We start from the raw sequence: 15,526 nt of genomic DNA on the forward strand, positions 1-15,526 counted from the left end.
GCCCCTTTTTTATACCACGCGGCAGACGGGAAAATCCCGCGCATCCCCAGATGGATGGGCCGCTAAAGGGAGAGATGCATGATCGTCGTCCACGACTTGCACAAGCACTTCGGCGGCTTTCGCGCCGTCAATGGCGCCAGCCTGACTATTGAAACGGGGTCGATCACCGGCCTTATCGGCCCGAATGGCGCGGGCAAAACCACGTTGTTCAACGTCATCGCGGGTCGGTTGCCGCCGACCTCGGGGCGGGTCGAGATGGATGGCGAGGATATCACGGGATTGTCGCCACATGCCTTGTTTCACAAAGGGTTGCTGCGCACCTTTCAGATAGCACATGAATTTGGATCTATGACGGTGCGCGAAAACCTGATGATGGTGCCCGCGCAGCAAACCGGCGAGACGCTGTGGAACACATGGTTCCAGCGCAGCCGCATCCGCGCGGAAGAACGCGCCCTGCGCGCCCGCGCCGACGAAGTGCTGGATTTTTTGACCATCAGCCACCTTGCGGATGAGAAGGCAGCGAATATTTCGGGTGGGCAGAAAAAGCTGCTCGAGCTAGGCCGGACGATGATGGTCGACGCCAAGATCGTCTTTCTGGACGAAGTTGGCGCGGGTGTGAACCGCACCCTTTTGAACACCATCGGCGATGCCATCGTACGCCTGAACCGCGAGCGCGGCTATACGTTCTGCGTAATCGAGCATGACATGGATTTCATCGCCCGCCTGTGCAACCCCGTGATCGTCATGGCCGAGGGGCAAGTGCTGGCCCAAGGCAGCGCAGCAGAAATCCGCGCGAACGACGCCGTGATCGAGGCCTATCTTGGCACTGGACTGAAAAACAAGGCGCTGCCCGCATGAACTTTCTAAACGCAAGCAATATGCGCGGCGGGTATGGCCGCGGCGCGGATATTCTGAATGGCGCGACGATTACCGTCGAAAAAGGCCAGATCGGCGTGATCGTCGGGCCGAACGGCGCGGGAAAATCGACCGCCATGAAGGCAATCTTCGGCATGCTGGCCCTGCGCGAGGGCAGCGTTTTGCTGGATGGCGCGGACATCACCGCCCTGTCCCCCCAAGACCGCGTGGCGCAGGGCATGGGATTTGTGCCGCAAACGAACAACATCTTCACTTCGATGACGGTCGAGGAAAATCTGGAGATGGGGGCGTTTTTGCGCAAGGACGACATCCGCCCCACCATCGCGCAGGTCTACGACCTGTTCCCCATTCTGGCTGACAAACGCCGCCAACCCGCAGGCGAGCTGTCGGGCGGGCAGCGCCAGCAGGTCGCCGTCGGGCGCGCACTGATGACGCGGCCCAGCCTGCTGATGCTGGACGAGCCCACCGCAGGCGTCAGCCCCATCGTCATGGACGAATTGTTCGACCGCATCATCGAGATTGCCCGCACGGGCATCACTATTTTAATGGTGGAACAAAACGCCCGCCAAGCCTTGGAGATCGCCGATATCGGCTATGTTCTGGTGCAAGGCGCCAATGCCTACACCGGCACGGGTGCAGAACTGATGGCCGACCCCGAGGTTCGCCGCACATTCTTGGGGGGCTGAGATGACCGACATTCTGAACGCGCTGGTGGCGCTGCTGAACTTTATTATCATCCCCGCGACGGCTTATGGCGCGCAACTGGCGCTGGGTGCGCTGGGCGCGACGCTGATTTACGGGATTTTGCGCTTTTCGCACTTCGGGCACGGCGACAATATGGCCTTCGGCACCATGGTGACCATAGGCTTCACCAACCTACTGATCGGGCTGGGGGTGACCTTTGGCCCGCTGCCGACGGCGCTGCTGGCCCTGCCCTTTGGCATTATCGCCACCGCCCTGCTGATGCTGGCAATGGACCGTGCGGTGTTTCGGTTCTATCGCCGCAAACGCGCTGCGCCTGTGGTGCTGACGATGGTGTCGCTGGGGGTGATGTTCATTATGAACTTCATCGTCCGCTTTGGCATCGGCGTTGATGACGTGCTGTTTGCCGATGGCCAGCGGTTCATCATCGCCGCGCGCGAGTTCAAGGCGTGGTCCGGCCTTGACGAAGCCCTGTCGCTGCGCACCACACAGGTGATTACCGTGGTAACGGCCGCCATCGCCGTGGCGCTGTTGTTCTGGTTTTTGAACCGCACCCGCACGGGTAAATCCCTGCGGGCGTTTTCGGATAACGAGGATCTGGCGCTGCTGTCAGGCATCAACCCCGAACGTGTGGTGATGGTGACATGGATTATCGTCGCGGCTCTAACGACAACCGCCGGGGTGCTGTACGGGCTGGATAAAAGCTTCAAGGCCTACACCTATTTCCAACTGCTGCTGCCGATGTTCGCGGCGGCGGTGGTGGGCGGCTTGGGCAACCCTTTGGGTGCAATCGTCGGCGGCTTTGTCATCGCCTTTTCCGAGGTCGTCGTGACCAATGCTTGGAAGAAGATCCTGACCTATCTGCTGCCAGACCAGATGGCGCCATCCGGCCTCGTGCAATTGCTGGGGACGGATTACAAATTCGCCGTCAGCTTTGCCATTTTGATTATCGTTCTGCTGTTCCGTCCGACCGGCATCTTCAAGGGGAAGTCAGTATGAGCACCCGCATTGAAACAACGAATAACCAAACCCTGCGCACTGCTGTACTGTTCGTTCTGATGGCCGTGCTGATGGTTTGGACGGCATGGGCCTATACGCCCAATCTGGCCCTGACGATTTTGAACATGGGGCTGATTTCGGCGGTGATGGCGCTGGGCGTCAATATGCAGTGGGGCTACGCGGGGCTGTTCAACATCGGCGTGATGGGTTTTGTCGCGCTGGGGGGCCTTGGGGCGGTGCTGACCGCTATGCCCCCCACATCGGACGCGTGGCAGGCCGGCGGCGTGCGGATTGTGGCGGGTCTGGTGATCGGCGCTGGCACCGTGGTGTTGGCGGTGCAGGTGTACAAACGCATGGCTGCGGGCATGCGGCGGGGCCTTGTGACCGCTGCCATCGTCATCGCGGGTTACGCCCTGTTCCGCTTTGTCTTCGTGCCCGGCACGCAGGCGATCGAGGCGGTGAATTCGTCTTCAACCGGATATTTGGGCGGTTTGGGGCTACCGATTGTGCTGTCATGGCCCGTCGGCGCGCTGATGGCGGCGGGCGTCGCCTGGCTGATTGGAAAGGTCACGCTGGGGCTGCGTTCGGACTACCTTGCCATTGCCACGCTGGGCATTGCCGAGATCATTCTGGCCGTCATGAAGAACGAAGACTGGTTGTCGCGCGGCGTGAAAAACGTGAACGGCCTGCCCCGCCCCGTCCCGTACGAGCTGGACCTACAGCAAAATGCGGACTTCGTCGCGCAGGCGGCCAGCATGGGGTTTGATGCGGTCACCGCCTCGACCCTGTTCGTCAAGCTGAACTACACGCTGATGTTCGCGGCGGTGGTGATTATGCTGCTGTTGCTGGCGCAGATGGCGCTGAAATCGCCATGGGGCCGCATGATGCGCGCGATCCGCGATAACGAGAACGCTGCCGAAGCGATGGGCAAAGACGTCAAGCGCCGCCACCTGCAGATCTTTGTCATCGGCTCGGCGCTGTGTGGCTTGGCAGGCGCGATGATGACCACGCTGGATGGTCAGTTGGTGATGACCACCTATCAGCCGTTGCGGTTCACGTTCCTTATCTGGGTGATGGTCATCGTCGGCGGGTCTGGCAATAACTTCGGCGCAGTACTGGGCGGGCTGCTGGTGTGGTGGCTGTGGGTCATGGTCGAGCCGCTGAGCCAGCAGATGGTCGGCCAGATTACCGCGATCATGCCCGATGGCTGGCTGCGCGGGCGCCTGATCGATGCCGCGCCACATACGCGTCTGTTGTTGATGGGGGTGCTGCTGCTGCTGGTGCTGCGGTTCAGCCCGCGTGGGCTGATCCCCGAAAAATAGGCAAAGGCCGGGGAGACCCCGGCCTTTCTCATTAGAACTGGTTCAGGCGAGCCAGCAGGGCCGACGTATCCCAGCGCCCGCCGCCCATCTTTTGCACGTCTTTGTAGAACTGGTCGACCAGCGCGGTCAGCGGCAGGCTCGCGCCGGTTTCGTCGGCCGCTTGCAGCACGATGCCCAAATCTTTGCGCATCCAGTCGACCGCGAAGCCGAAGTCGTAAGCCCCTTCGGCCATGGTTGCCGAACGGTTGGTCATCTGCCAGCTACCGGCAGCGCCTTGCGAGATAACCTCGACCAGCGCGGCGGTATCCAGCCCAGCTTTTTGGGCGAAGTGCAGCGATTCCGCTAGCCCTTGCACGACCCCCGCAATGGCGATCTGGTTGCACATTTTAGCCAGTTGCCCCGCGCCCGATGGGCCCAGCAGGCGGCAGATGCGGCCGTACGCGGCCATGATGGGGGCTGCAGCATCGAACACGGCGGGGGTGCCGCCACACATGATGGACAGGACGCCGTTTTCCGCGCCCGCCTGCCCGCCCGATACGGGCGCGTCCAGATAGCCAAGGCCCGCGGCATCCGCCATTGCCGCCAGTTCGCGGCTGACGCTGGCCGATACCGTCGTGTGGTCGACAAAGATCGCGCCAGCGGCCATTCCCGCGAACGCGCCATCTGGCCCCGTGCAAACCTGCCGCAGGTCGTCATCATTGCCGACGCAGGCCATGACGAAGTCTTGCCCGCGCGCGGCCTCGGCCGGGGTGGCGGCAAAGTGATGGCCGTTTTCCGCCACCCACGCCTTGGCTTTTGCCGTCGTGCGGTTATAGACCGTCACCACATGGCCTGCCGTTGCAAGGTGGCGCGCCATCGGCCCGCCCATTACGCCCAATCCCAAAAATGCGACCTTCGCCATTTCTTGTCCCTCTCGCCTAGACTTGTAAAAGACGATAGCGATAGCCAACGGGGCTGCAAGGCACCGTGCCACCCAATCTTCGACAGGTTTGCCTATGACGTTCGTTTTCCGCTGGCTGTTGCGCGTTGCAACCGGGCTTATTGTGTTGGGGGCACTGGTGGTGGGCCTGATGTGGTTCTTCTTGGCGCGATCACTGCCCGATTATGATGCAACTGCCCGCGTCAGCGGCATCACCGCACCGGTCGAGGTGGTGCGCGATATGGCCGATGTGCCGCATATTTTTGCGCAAAACGACCCCGACGCCTATTTCGCGTTGGGTTACGCCCATGCGCAAGACAGGCTGTGGCAAATGATCGTCGCGCGGCGCACGGTGCAAGGCACCTTGTCCGAGCTGTTCGGCGCGCGCACTTATGAAAGCGACGCCCTGCTGCGGCGGTTAGATCTGTATGGTGCGGCGCATGACTCGCTGGCTGCGCAGGACCCCTATGCTATGGCCGCGCTGGAGGCCTATGCCGATGGCGTGAATGCGTGGCTGGCGCAGGTAAACCGCGGCGCGTTGGGCCGTGGCGCCCCCGAAATGTGGCTATTCAACCACGCCATCGCGCCGTGGCAGCCCGCCGACAGCTTGGCGATATTGAAGCTGATGGCCCTGCAAATGGAAGCACAGATCCCGGCCGAGGTTTTGCGGGCCCAAACCTCGCTGCTGTTGCCGCCCGACCGTGTCGCCGACATTCTGCCAGACGACCCCGGCCCCGCGCTGGCGACGCTGCCGCGCTATGCCGAAATCGTGCGCGATGTGCCGACATCGTTCGCGCTGAACGACACCCCGCGTGACCCGCTGGCCGCCGTGCCGCTGCCGGGTTTTCAGGGCGCATCGAACGCGTTTGCCGCCGGCCCCGCACGGGTCGCCAGCGGCGGCACACTGCTGGCGAACGACCCGCACACCCAATTGACCGCCCCGTCGCTGTGGTATCTGGCGCGGCTGAAACTGGCGTCGGGCGATGTAATCGGGGCGACCATTCCGGGCATGCCGATCATCCTATCGGGGCGCAGCAACGCGCTGGGTTGGGGGATCACCGCCAGCTATCTGGACGATCTGGATGTTTATATCGAGGAAGTGAATCCCGCGAATGTCGCCCAATACCGCACGCCCGATGGCTGGAAGGCCTTCGAGACGCGGGATTCCATCATCCAAATCAAGAACGCCCCCGCAGTCACGCTGCGCCTGCAATGGACGGACAACGGCCCCGTCCTGCCGCCCGACCAGTTTGATCTGGGCACGATCCGCCCGCAGGGGCATGTGACGACGATTGCATGGTCGGCGCTGTCGCGCACCGATGCCTCGATGAGTGCCGCGTTGCGAGTGATGCGCGCCAAGACCGTCACCAGCGCGATTGATGCCGCCGAAGGCTTTGTCGCCCCCGCCATTAACCTGACGCTGGCGGACCGCGTTGATATCGGGATGAAATCGCTGGGCGCATTCCCCATCCGCGACCCGCAGCACGACAGCCAAGGTCGCATGCCGAGCTATGGCTATTTGCCGCAAAACCGCTGGCAAGGGTTCAAACCCTACGCCGAAAACCCGCAGTTCATCGACCCCGCGTTCGGCATTATCGGCACCACCAACAACAAGATTGTCGACGCACCCTTCCCCGACCACATGAGCTTTGTCTGGGGTGACACCCAGCGCATTGGTCGGTGGGAACACCTGATGCAGCAGCGGCAGGTGCACACACGGCAAAGCTTCATCGAAACTCAATTGGACACCGTCAGCCCCACGGCGCGCAGCCTGCTGCCGCTGGTTGCCGCCGACCTATGGTTTACCGGCGAGGCTGCCGCCGATGGCACGCCCGAACGCCTGCGCCAGCGCGCGCTGGCCCTGCTGTCGGCCTGGAATGGCGAGATGAACGAACACTTGCCCGAGCCGCTGATCTACGCCGCTTGGATGCGCGCCCTGCAAGACCGGCTGATCCGCGACGATCTTGGCCCGCTGGCCGACCGCTTCACCCATGTCGACCCGGTTTTCATCGAGCGCGTGTTCCGCAACACCGACGGCGCGGGCGCGTGGTGCGACATCATCCAATCGGCCCCGATTGAGGATTGTGACACCATTGCCCGCCTGTCGCTGGATGACGCGCTGGTGTGGATCACCGACCATTACGGCAATGCGATCGAAACGCTGCGCTGGGGCGACGCACATACCGCCACCAGCGACCATCCGGTGCTGGGCGATGTGCCCCTGCTGGGGTGGATTGTGAATATCCGCCAATCCAGCAGCGGCGGTGACAATACGCTGATGCGCGGGTTGACCTTGGGCACGGGGAATGACCCGTTCCTGAACGTCCACGCCGCAGCCTATCGTGGGGTGTACGATTTTTCCGACCCTGACAATTCGGTTTATGTGATCTCTACTGGTCAATCGGGCCACCCACTGTCGCCGCATTACGATGACTTGGGCGAGCGTTGGCGGCGCGGCGAGTACATTCCGATGTCGCTTGACCCGCAAATCGCCCGCGCCAGTGCCGTAGGGGTAACGCATTTGTTCCCCCTTGACCTGCCGCCTTCTGCAGATATAGCTAGGCCCTAGCTTCGGGGCTTTTGCCCCGACACGCGGGTATGGTGAAATGGTATCACACGAGCTTCCCAAGCTCTTGGCGCGGGTTCGATTCCCGCTACCCGCTCCAATCACTCTCATTTAGCTTTTGTTTTTGCGGCTGTGTTCGTATCTGCACGCGTGTGGCGGCAGTTGTGCACAATAGTACACCTTTGAAATTGGCGCGGGTTGGCCTAACCTAAGCGCAATGTCCATATTTGCCATGAAAGGCCAAAGCCATGCAATTCAAGGATAAAGTCGTTCTGATCACCGGTGCCGCCGGTGGGATCGGCGCAGCCGCCGCGCGTAAATTCGCGGCCGAAGGTGCAAAGTTGGCGTTGGTTGACCTGTCGCTGGCCGCACTTGAAAAGACCACTGGCGACATCACTGGCGACGTTTTGCGCCTCTCGGCCGATGTCAGCAAAGAGGATGATGTTGCCGCCTATGTGAAGGCTACCGTCGACCACTTCGGCACGATTGACGTGTTCGTCAACAACGCTGGCATCAACGGCGATTTCAAACCGATCCCCGAACAGACTGTGGCAAACTATGAAAAGGTGCTGGGCATCAACGTGATTGGGGCGTTTCTGGGCCTGAAATACGTGCTGCCTGTCATGTATGCGCATAAATCTGGCGCGGTGGTGAACACAGCATCGAACGGCGGCCTGCTGGGCGCGCCGGGGATGAGCGCTTACGTCGCATCGAAGCACGCCGTGATGGGGCTGAACAAATCAGCTGCCCTCGAGGCCGCGCCCTATGGCGTGCGCGTGAACGCGGTTGCGCCATCGGGCGTTGATACGCAGATGATGCGGTCGATCGAGACGAACGCCGCCAAGGGCCACGAGGCCGAGGCGCGCAAGGCATTTGAAGATGCCGTGCCGCTGAAGCGCTATGCCACCGCAGATGAAATTGCCGACCTGATGCTGTTTCTGGCATCGGACAAAGCCAGCTTCGTCACGGGTGCTTACTACCGTATTGACGGCGGCGGCGCAGCCACTTCTGCCTGAGCGGGCGGCGACAAGTTCTGGGGGCGCGCGAAATTCTGCGCGCCCTTATTTGTGCGCGTCACCAAGATATTACAAGGTTGGACAAGTCCCACAGCGATTGTGTAGCATTGCGCTGACGATCTGGCCCAGCCACTCGGCCCAAGCCCACGGAATACGTCCCAAAGCAGGAGTTTTGTCATGATCCGCTCTTTCCTTGTCGCAGCCGCCATTACCGCCGCCGTGCCCGTCGCCGCGCAGGCCGCCCTGTCGGGGTTCCATGACCGCGCCGAGCAGATTACCACTATTTTGCAAAGCACCGATGTGGCCAATACCGCGCGTCAAGCCCCGATTGAATCGCTGGAATTCGATGGTCAGCGCAACGACAGGCTGCTGAAATGGGAAGCCGATTTCGGCGAATGTGATCTGGATATCTATCTGCAGGCGCACGCCCCGCAGGGCGTCGGCAAGACCACCTACACGGTCGCGCGGATTCAAGCGGACGATGATTGCCGCTAAACAAGGTTGGCCGCCCCGCACAAGGGGCGGCCACTTTATCTAGTCGAACAGCGGGATTTCGACGCCCGCAGCTTCGAACAGGTAGTCGCGCGACGCGGTGATTTGGTCGCGCAGGGTCGCGATGTCCTGCCCCACCAAAGCCCCTTGCCATTTCTTGATCTGACCGGCGACCAGGACGGTTTCGACGTTGGTGCGATCCATCAGCGTCACGACGGCACCCGGCGCGTTGTTCAGCGGGGCCACGTTCAGCGCTGTCGCATCCAGCAAGATGATGTCGGCCTCTTTTCCAGGGGTGAGCGAGCCGGTCTTGTGATCCAGCTTCAGGCCCTTGGCACCGTTGATGGTCGCAAATTCGATCACATCGCGCGCGGAAAGCAGCGCCGGTGCGTTTTCGGGGCCGTTTTCCAGCGCGGCTTCGTTCGCCAGCGCGCGCTGCCACGTGATCGCGCCGCGCATCTGCGTAAAGAAATCGGCAGTCATCGTGCATTCGACGTCCACCGACAGCGACGGGGCAAGACCCATGTCGATCGCCTTCTGGATCGGCGGCTGGCCGTGGCGCATCTGCATCTCGATCGGCACCGAGAGCGAGATATGCGCGCCGACTTCTTTCGCGCGGTTCCACGCCTCGTCCGACATGCCGGTCATGTGGATGAACAGGTGCTTGTCGGTGTAATGCGGGATCAGCCGGTCCATCGTCTCGCGCATGCCAAGGCTGCCGACCACGTGCAGACCGACCATCAGGTCGAGCTCTTTACCGAGGTTCCACAGATCCAGCGGGTCGATGCCCGGCAGATAGGCCTCGCCGCCCATCAGCATGGTTAGCAGCTGATCGTCCGAGGCGAAGTATTCGCTGCGGATGCGGCGGGCGTCTTGCGGGTATTGAAGGTAGGGGCCGTAGCCTTCGAAGTAGCCGAACACACCGCGACGGCCAACAGCTTGCATCCCCTCGATGACCGCGTTCGAGTGTTCGGGCGAGTGGTGAATTTGCGAGACGTCAAGAACGGTCGTCACGCCCGCGTCCAGTTGGCTGAGGCCGCCGAAGACCTGCGCGATGTAGACATCCTCGGGGCGGTAGACCTTCGAGAATTTACCAAGGATGTCGTCGAGGTAGTTCGGCTCGCCCTCGCGCGTGGGGTCGGCGAACATGATGCCGTTGGGCAGGTAAGACCGCAGCGCGGTTTCGAACTGGTGGTGGTGGGTATCGACGAAGCCGGGCATGACCACGCGGCCAGCCGCGTCGATGACTTCGGCGTCGGCTGCGTCGATGCTGGGGGCGACTTGCAGGATCTTGCTGCCCTCGATCAGAACGTCACCGATGAAATCGCCGACGGTTGCGTCTTGGCTGAGGATGTAGCCGCCCTTGATCAGGGTGCGGCGGCCGGCCTCGCCCACGCCGGCGGGCATCGCTTGCGCCATTGCGGGGCGCGTCATAAAGGTCGGCAGAAATGCCGCGCCCGCTGCCGATGCCACGGCTCCGCGCAGAAACTGGCGGCGCGACGGGCCCTTGGCCGTGTGGCGGCGCGGCGCGAGGCCGGCCTTGCAAAGTTCGCACATTGCGTTATCTCCTTAACATACTTTTTGTGCCTTGATTACATAAAGGATGCGAAAATATGCTCAAGGAGGCACTTTTTTGAAGCTAGGGAACATGGTTGTGCCCGGGGATTGCGAAGAAATTTCCCCGATTTTGTCGATGGTTGGCAACAAATGGACCGTTTTGGCCATTTTGATCCTGTCGGAAGGGCCTAAACGCTACAATCAGATGCGCCGCGAAATTGAAACGATTTCCCAGCGCATGCTGACCGTGACGCTGAGGGGGTTGGAACGCGACGGGTTTATTGTGCGCCGCGTCATCACCGACCGCGCGCCGCCGCAGGTGGAATACAGCCTGAGCCCGATGGGCGAAGCGGTGGTGCCGCTGCTGTTTTCGCTGTGCGACTGGTCGGCCCGCCATGTCGCAAAGATTGCCGAAAACCGCCGTGTTTTTGACAGTCAGCGCGCCAGCGACCCGTGCGTTTAGTGGGGCCTGCGGCCAAGGCGGAAGGCTGCCGAATTCGCGGCTCCTCGTCGTCGGGCTAGGCAGGGCGCGGCCTGCACTTTAACGTAGGTGCCAGCGAGCACCCCCAGATTCGGGGGTTTGCATGAGGAGAGAAATCATGGGAATTTTCGACGGTATTCGCGACGCCATTTTTGGCAAAGCCCAAGCCGCAACCGTCGCGCCGACGCCCGAGGTTGTGCCGCCCACCGCCCCTGACGTCGTCCCGCCGACCGCCCCGGTCGAAGCCCCCGCACCGACCCCGACACCCGCTGCGCCCCCCGCGCAGCCGACAACTGTGCCGCCAGCAGCACCGACGCCTGCTGCAACTACAGTGGACATTGCAAAGGTGCTGGACGAATCCGTCGCCGCAAGCGGCCAACAGCTGGACTGGCGCAAGTCGATTGTCGACCTGATGAAGACCCTTGGCTTTGACAGCAGCCTTGCGCACCGCAAGGCGCTGGCGACCGAGCTGGGCTACGCCGGCGATATGGCCGATTCTGCCACGATGAACACATGGCTGCACAAGCAAGTCATGGACAAGCTGGTCGCCAGCGGCGGTCGCCTCAGCGGCCTTTAAGCCTGCGTCGGGGCCGCGTTTGGTGGCCCCGCACCCTCTAGCCGCGCGGGCTTTGGGCCAAAGCCGCAAGCGCGTGGAACGAATCTTTCGGTGTGCGTTTTTGGGTCGCGTAATCGACATGCACCATGCCGAAGCGTTTGGCATAGCCCTGCGCCCATTCATAATTATCCAGCAGTGACCAATAGAAATAGCCTTTGACATTGGCCCCCGCCGCAATGGCATCGCGAGTCGCGTTCAGGTGGGCTGTCAGATAGGCCGTGCGGGCGTCATCGTGGACCGCGCCATCGACAACGCTATCGTCATGCGCCATGCCGTTTTCCGTCACGAAGATCGGCAAATCGCCGACATAGTCGCGCGCCATGCGCGTCAGGAACCCGCTGAGGCCTTGGGGGAAGATCTCCCATCCCATATCGGTTTTGGGCAGCGGGCCGGCCACGGTTTCGGTCGCAGGCCATGGCGCGCCCTCCAGCCCTTTTTGCAAGGTGCGGGTGTAGTAGTTGACGCCCAACCAATCCAGCTTTTGCCCGATCAGGGGCATGTCGTCCTGCCAGTTGGCGGGCAGATGGGGCGCCATCCCCTCCAGCGCCAGATCGGGGTAGCTCTGGCGGGTGATCGCCTCGATGAACCAGCGGTTGTAGATGGCATCTTGGCGGGCTGCGGCGGCGATGTCGGCGGGGCTGTTACTGGCCGGATCGGCGTGTTCGAAGTTCAGAACGATGCCGAGCGGTGCTTTGGTATTCATCTGTCGCAACCGTTCCACCGCCATGCCGTGGGCGACCAGCGTATGGTGCATCGCGCGCGAGGCGGCACGAATATCGCGCAGGCCTGGGGCGTGGATGCCCAAGAAATGCGACAGCCACGCCACACACCACGGCTCGTTCAGGGTGGCGATGCTGGCCACGCGGTCGCCGATGACGCGGGTGATCGCCTCGGCATAATCGGCGAAATGCTGTGCCGTGTCGCGGTTCGCCCAGCCGCCTTTATCGGCCAGCGCCGACGGCAGATCCCAGTGGTAGAGGGTCTGGAACGGTTGCAGGCCGCGCGCCAGCATGCCATCGACCAGCTTGTCGTAGAAGGCCAGCCCCGCGGGGTTCACCGTTTTGCCGTCTGGCATCACGCGCACCCATGAGGTGGAAAACCGATACGCGTCCAGCCCTGCCCCTGCCATCAGGTCAAGGTCGGCGGGCCAGCGGTGGTAGTGGTCGCACGCAACCGCGCCATCTTGCGCGCCGACCACATTGCCCGGTGTCGCGGCAAAGCTGTCCCAATGGCTGGGGCCGCATCCGCCGGCGGCCATGCCCTCGATCTGGTAAGCAGCGGTTGCGGCGCCAAAGATGAAGTCAGCCGGAAAGTCTTTACGTGTCAGTGTCATGCAGGTCTGCCAAGCAAGGGGCCGGTCGACTGGCCGATGATCAATTCGGCCTCGAGCAGCCGGTTCGGAAGTGGGTCGGCGGGGCTGGCGATCTGCTGCAGCAGCAGCTCGGCTGCGGCGCGACCTGCCGCGCGGACGGATGACCGCGTCGCCGTAAAGATCGGCACATCATCGCCGTTGGTCAGGTAAGACAGGTCGTCATCGTGGACGATTACCGATACGTCGCGGCCCATTTTCAGCCCGCAATCATCCAGCGCGCGACGGATGCCGAAGCCGAGGATGATGGACGAGGCCAAAAACGCGGTGGGCGGCAGCGGCAACGCCAGCATTTGCATGGCGGCGCGATAGCCTGCAGCCTCGGTCATCTCGTGCGATGACATCAGGCTAGGATCGGGCACTATGCCGCGCGCGGCCAGCGCCTCGGTATAACCACGACGGCGGCGCATGGCGAAATCCATGAATTCGAGACCGTTCAGCAGCGCGATGCGCCGGTGCCCCAGATCCAGCAAAAAGCCCGTCGCCCGCTGGAAAGCCCGCCGGTTGTTCACATCCACCCATGCGTAAGGCTGCGCGATATCCGACGCGCGCCCATGCACCACAAACGGCATCGCCAGTTCCCGCAGCAGCGGGATGCGTCGGTCGTCGACGCTGGGCCCATGGACGATGACGCCGTCGACACTGCCGCGCGATTTCAGGGCGCGGTAGCTGATTTCCTCGTCCGCATCCGAGACGACGGAAAGGATCATTTCATAGTCCTGCGCGCTATAAATTTCGCCCGCGCCTGCGATGAAATCGGCAAAGACGGGGTTCATGATCTCGTGCCGTGGCGCGATGGGAATGACGTGCCCCACCGCCATCGCACGCCCCGTCGCCAGCCGCAGCGCGCGCGCATTCGCGCGGTAGTTCAGGCGCTTAGCCTCGGCGGCGATGCGACTACGGGTCGCTTCGTTCACCTCGGGATAGCCGTTAAGGGCGCGTGAAACCGTGGTCGGAGACAGACCAAGTATCGCAGAAAATTCCTTTAGCGTCATGAAGTTTCCCAAAGCGCTTTCAATCGCCATCGACATTAAACCGGATCGTCTCGTTGTCAAAGAGAAAGGCAATTATCTTAATTATAGCTGTCGTTTTTCAAATCTTCCCTAACGGTCCGGTTTAGGTTTGACAGATGGGGTAGGATGCGAGAACGTAAAGTCATCCAAAGCGGTTTGGTCGATTCTGCGCAATGCGGACCGGCGACATGTACAGGATTCGCCCCGGGAGAGGGTGATTGGGAGGAGAACCAATATGAGAACGAATCTGACGATTTGCGTCGGGGTTTTATCCCTGATCGCTGGAGGCGCATTGGCGCAGGATTTGAAATTTCCGGTCGGCGAAGGCGCCTTCAACTGGGACAGCTATACCGCGTTCGAGGAAGCGCAGGATCTGCAAGGGCAATCGTTGACGATTTTCGGGCCCTGGCGCGGCGAGGATCAGGTTCTGTTTGAATCGATCTTGGCCTATTTCAGCGCGGCGACCGGCGCGACAGTGAATTATTCGTCCTCGGAAAACTACGAACAGCAGATAGTCATCGACACGCAGGCTGGTAGTCCGCCCGACATCGCCATCCTGCCGCAACCCGGATTGATTGCCGAACTGGTTCGCCAAGGCCATGTCACCGCATTGGGCGACGAGACGCAAAACTGGCTGGCCGAAAACTACGCCGCGGGCGACAGCTGGGTCAGCCTCGGTTCCTTCGAGGGGCAGGACGGTAGCACCGGCCTTTACGCCCTGCCCTATAAAATCGACGTGAAATCGCTGGTGTGGTATGTTCCCGAAAACTTCGAGGACGCCGGCTACGAAATTCCCGAGACCATGGAAGACCTGAAGGCGTTGACCGAACAGATTGTCGCTGACGGCGGCACGCCGTGGTGTATCGGCCTAGCATCGGGTGGCGCCACGGGTTGGCCCGCGACCGACTGGGTCGAAGATTTGATGCTGCGCCTGAATCCGCCCGAAGTTTACGACCAGTGGGTCACCCACGAAGTGCCCTTCAGCGACTCGCGCGTTTTGGCCGCGATTGACGAATTCGGCTGGTTCGCCAAGAACGACGCGTTCGTTGCAGGCGGGTCGGCGGCTGTCGCGTCGACCGACTTCCGCGACAGCCCCAAGGGCCTCTTTACCTCGCCGCCGCAGTGCTACCTGCACCACCAAGCGAACTTCATCCCGTCGTTCTTCCCCGAAGGGGTTGAACTGGGCACTGACGCCGACTTCTTCTACATGCCCGCCCCGGCGGAGCTTGACCTTGGCACCCCCGTTCTGGGCGCTGGCACGCTGGTCATGATGATGAAAGACACCGACGCCAGCCGCGCGTTCATCGAGTTTTTGAAAACCCCTATCGCACACGAGCTGTGGATGGCACAGTCGAGCTTCTTGACGCCGCTGCGTTCGGTGAACCCCGAAACCTACGCCAATGCGGCGATGCAAAAGCAAGGCGAAATCCTGCTGAATGCCACGACCTTCCGCTTTGACGCGTCCGACCTGATGCCGGGCGCCGTTGGCGCTGGCAGTTTCTGGACGGGGATGATCGATTTCGTCGGCGGCAAGTCGGCAGCCGATATCGCCGCCGCGATTGACGCCAGCTGGCCGCAATAAACCGCACAACCGGTCT

General features: G+C 61.9%; 14 protein-coding genes and 1 tRNA gene. 11 read left to right on the top strand and 4 right to left on the bottom strand.

Annotated elements, in window-relative coordinates:
• Positions 1-78: 78 nt before the first annotated feature.
• From BVG79_RS06075 to BVG79_RS06090, 4 genes are read left to right on the top strand one after another with little or no spacing between them, the layout of a single operon-like run.
• Positions 79-858, top strand: a complete 780-nt coding sequence (locus tag BVG79_RS06075; protein ID WP_085786099.1) for an ABC transporter ATP-binding protein — start codon at positions 79-81, stop codon at positions 856-858.
• Entirely contained in the window at positions 855-1,562 is a 708-nt protein-coding gene (locus tag BVG79_RS06080; protein WP_085786100.1) for an ABC transporter ATP-binding protein, read from the top strand. The genes BVG79_RS06075 and BVG79_RS06080 overlap by 4 nt, the downstream gene beginning before the upstream one ends.
• A gap of 1 nt (position 1,563) precedes the next feature.
• Positions 1,564-2,577, top strand: a complete 1,014-nt coding sequence (locus BVG79_RS06085; protein ID WP_085786101.1) for a branched-chain amino acid ABC transporter permease — start codon at positions 1,564-1,566, stop codon at positions 2,575-2,577.
• On the top strand, positions 2,574-3,899 hold the full coding sequence (locus BVG79_RS06090; protein ID WP_157115638.1) for a branched-chain amino acid ABC transporter permease: 1,326 nt from the start codon (positions 2,574-2,576) through the stop codon (positions 3,897-3,899). The genes BVG79_RS06085 and BVG79_RS06090 overlap by 4 nt, the downstream gene beginning before the upstream one ends.
• Positions 3,900-3,930: 31 nt before the next feature.
• Here the strand turns inward: BVG79_RS06090 and BVG79_RS06095 are convergent, their stop codons facing one another.
• Positions 3,931-4,800, bottom strand: coding sequence for an NAD(P)-dependent oxidoreductase (locus tag BVG79_RS06095; protein ID WP_085786102.1), 870 nt, complete (start codon positions 4,798-4,800; stop codon positions 3,931-3,933).
• A 94-nt stretch (positions 4,801-4,894) separates the two neighbouring features.
• On the opposite strand from BVG79_RS06095, the gene BVG79_RS06100 reads away from it, so the two are divergent.
• The 4 genes from BVG79_RS06100 (at position 4,895) to BVG79_RS06115 (ending at position 8,895) form a co-directional block, all read left to right on the top strand.
• Complete coding sequence (locus BVG79_RS06100) at positions 4,895-7,387, top strand: penicillin acylase family protein (RefSeq protein WP_085786103.1); 2,493 nt, start codon at positions 4,895-4,897, stop codon at positions 7,385-7,387.
• Positions 7,388-7,410: 23 nt separating this feature from the next.
• A tRNA-Gly gene (locus BVG79_RS06105) sits at positions 7,411-7,484 on the top strand.
• Positions 7,485-7,632: 148 nt separating this feature from the next.
• Complete coding sequence (locus tag BVG79_RS06110; protein ID WP_085786104.1) at positions 7,633-8,400, top strand: SDR family NAD(P)-dependent oxidoreductase; 768 nt, start codon at positions 7,633-7,635, stop codon at positions 8,398-8,400.
• Between the two features lie 177 nt (positions 8,401-8,577).
• Complete coding sequence (locus BVG79_RS06115) at positions 8,578-8,895, top strand: hypothetical protein (protein WP_085786105.1); 318 nt, start codon at positions 8,578-8,580, stop codon at positions 8,893-8,895.
• Between the two features lie 39 nt (positions 8,896-8,934).
• Here the strand turns inward: BVG79_RS06115 and BVG79_RS06120 are convergent, their stop codons facing one another.
• Complete coding sequence (locus BVG79_RS06120; protein ID WP_085786106.1) at positions 8,935-10,449, bottom strand: amidohydrolase family protein; 1,515 nt, start codon at positions 10,447-10,449, stop codon at positions 8,935-8,937.
• Positions 10,450-10,585: 136 nt separating this feature from the next.
• On the opposite strand from BVG79_RS06120, the gene BVG79_RS06125 reads away from it, so the two are divergent.
• Positions 10,586-10,912, top strand: coding sequence for a winged helix-turn-helix transcriptional regulator (locus tag BVG79_RS06125; RefSeq protein WP_236951436.1), 327 nt, complete (start codon positions 10,586-10,588; stop codon positions 10,910-10,912).
• A 136-nt stretch (positions 10,913-11,048) separates the two neighbouring features.
• Complete coding sequence (locus BVG79_RS06130) at positions 11,049-11,507, top strand: DUF3597 domain-containing protein (protein WP_085786107.1); 459 nt, start codon at positions 11,049-11,051, stop codon at positions 11,505-11,507.
• A gap of 37 nt (positions 11,508-11,544) precedes the next feature.
• On the opposite strand, the gene BVG79_RS06135 is transcribed toward BVG79_RS06130, so the two are convergent.
• Positions 11,545-12,879 carry a GH1 family beta-glucosidase gene (locus BVG79_RS06135; protein WP_085786108.1) on the bottom strand — a complete coding sequence of 445 codons (1,335 nt, stop codon included), beginning with the start codon at positions 12,877-12,879 and terminating at the stop codon, positions 11,545-11,547.
• Positions 12,876-13,910 (bottom strand): substrate-binding domain-containing protein, encoded by a 1,035-nt coding sequence (locus tag BVG79_RS06140; protein WP_085787285.1) that lies wholly within the window; start codon positions 13,908-13,910, stop codon positions 12,876-12,878. Before BVG79_RS06140 ends, BVG79_RS06135 begins: the two co-directional genes overlap by 4 nt.
• A gap of 253 nt (positions 13,911-14,163) precedes the next feature.
• Between BVG79_RS06140 and BVG79_RS06145 the strand changes: the two genes are divergently transcribed.
• Positions 14,164-15,510, top strand: coding sequence for an ABC transporter substrate-binding protein (locus BVG79_RS06145; protein ID WP_085786109.1), 1,347 nt, complete (start codon positions 14,164-14,166; stop codon positions 15,508-15,510).
• The last annotated feature ends 16 nt before the right edge of the window (positions 15,511-15,526 follow it).

Source organism: Ketogulonicigenium robustum, from assembly GCF_002117445.1.
GTDB lineage: Bacteria > Pseudomonadota > Alphaproteobacteria > Rhodobacterales > Rhodobacteraceae > Ketogulonicigenium > Ketogulonicigenium robustum.

Coding starts and splice junctions, on each gene's coding strand:
- BVG79_RS06075 (WP_085786099.1), top strand. CDS start 79: ATGATCGTCGTCCACGACTTGCACAAGCACTTCGGCGGCTTTCGCGCC.
- BVG79_RS06080 (WP_085786100.1), top strand. CDS start 855: ATGAACTTTCTAAACGCAAGCAATATGCGCGGCGGGTATGGCCGCGGC.
- BVG79_RS06085 (WP_085786101.1), top strand. CDS start 1,564: ATGACCGACATTCTGAACGCGCTGGTGGCGCTGCTGAACTTTATTATC.
- BVG79_RS06090 (WP_157115638.1), top strand. CDS start 2,574: ATGAGCACCCGCATTGAAACAACGAATAACCAAACCCTGCGCACTGCT.
- BVG79_RS06095 (WP_085786102.1), bottom strand. CDS start 4,800: ATGGCGAAGGTCGCATTTTTGGGATTGGGCGTAATGGGCGGGCCGATG.
- BVG79_RS06100 (WP_085786103.1), top strand. CDS start 4,895: ATGACGTTCGTTTTCCGCTGGCTGTTGCGCGTTGCAACCGGGCTTATT.
- BVG79_RS06110 (WP_085786104.1), top strand. CDS start 7,633: ATGCAATTCAAGGATAAAGTCGTTCTGATCACCGGTGCCGCCGGTGGG.
- BVG79_RS06115 (WP_085786105.1), top strand. CDS start 8,578: ATGATCCGCTCTTTCCTTGTCGCAGCCGCCATTACCGCCGCCGTGCCC.
- BVG79_RS06120 (WP_085786106.1), bottom strand. CDS start 10,449: ATGTGCGAACTTTGCAAGGCCGGCCTCGCGCCGCGCCGCCACACGGCC.
- BVG79_RS06125 (WP_236951436.1), top strand. CDS start 10,586: ATGGTTGGCAACAAATGGACCGTTTTGGCCATTTTGATCCTGTCGGAA.
- BVG79_RS06130 (WP_085786107.1), top strand. CDS start 11,049: ATGGGAATTTTCGACGGTATTCGCGACGCCATTTTTGGCAAAGCCCAA.
- BVG79_RS06135 (WP_085786108.1), bottom strand. CDS start 12,879: ATGACACTGACACGTAAAGACTTTCCGGCTGACTTCATCTTTGGCGCC.
- BVG79_RS06140 (WP_085787285.1), bottom strand. CDS start 13,910: ATGACGCTAAAGGAATTTTCTGCGATACTTGGTCTGTCTCCGACCACG.
- BVG79_RS06145 (WP_085786109.1), top strand. CDS start 14,164: ATGAGAACGAATCTGACGATTTGCGTCGGGGTTTTATCCCTGATCGCT.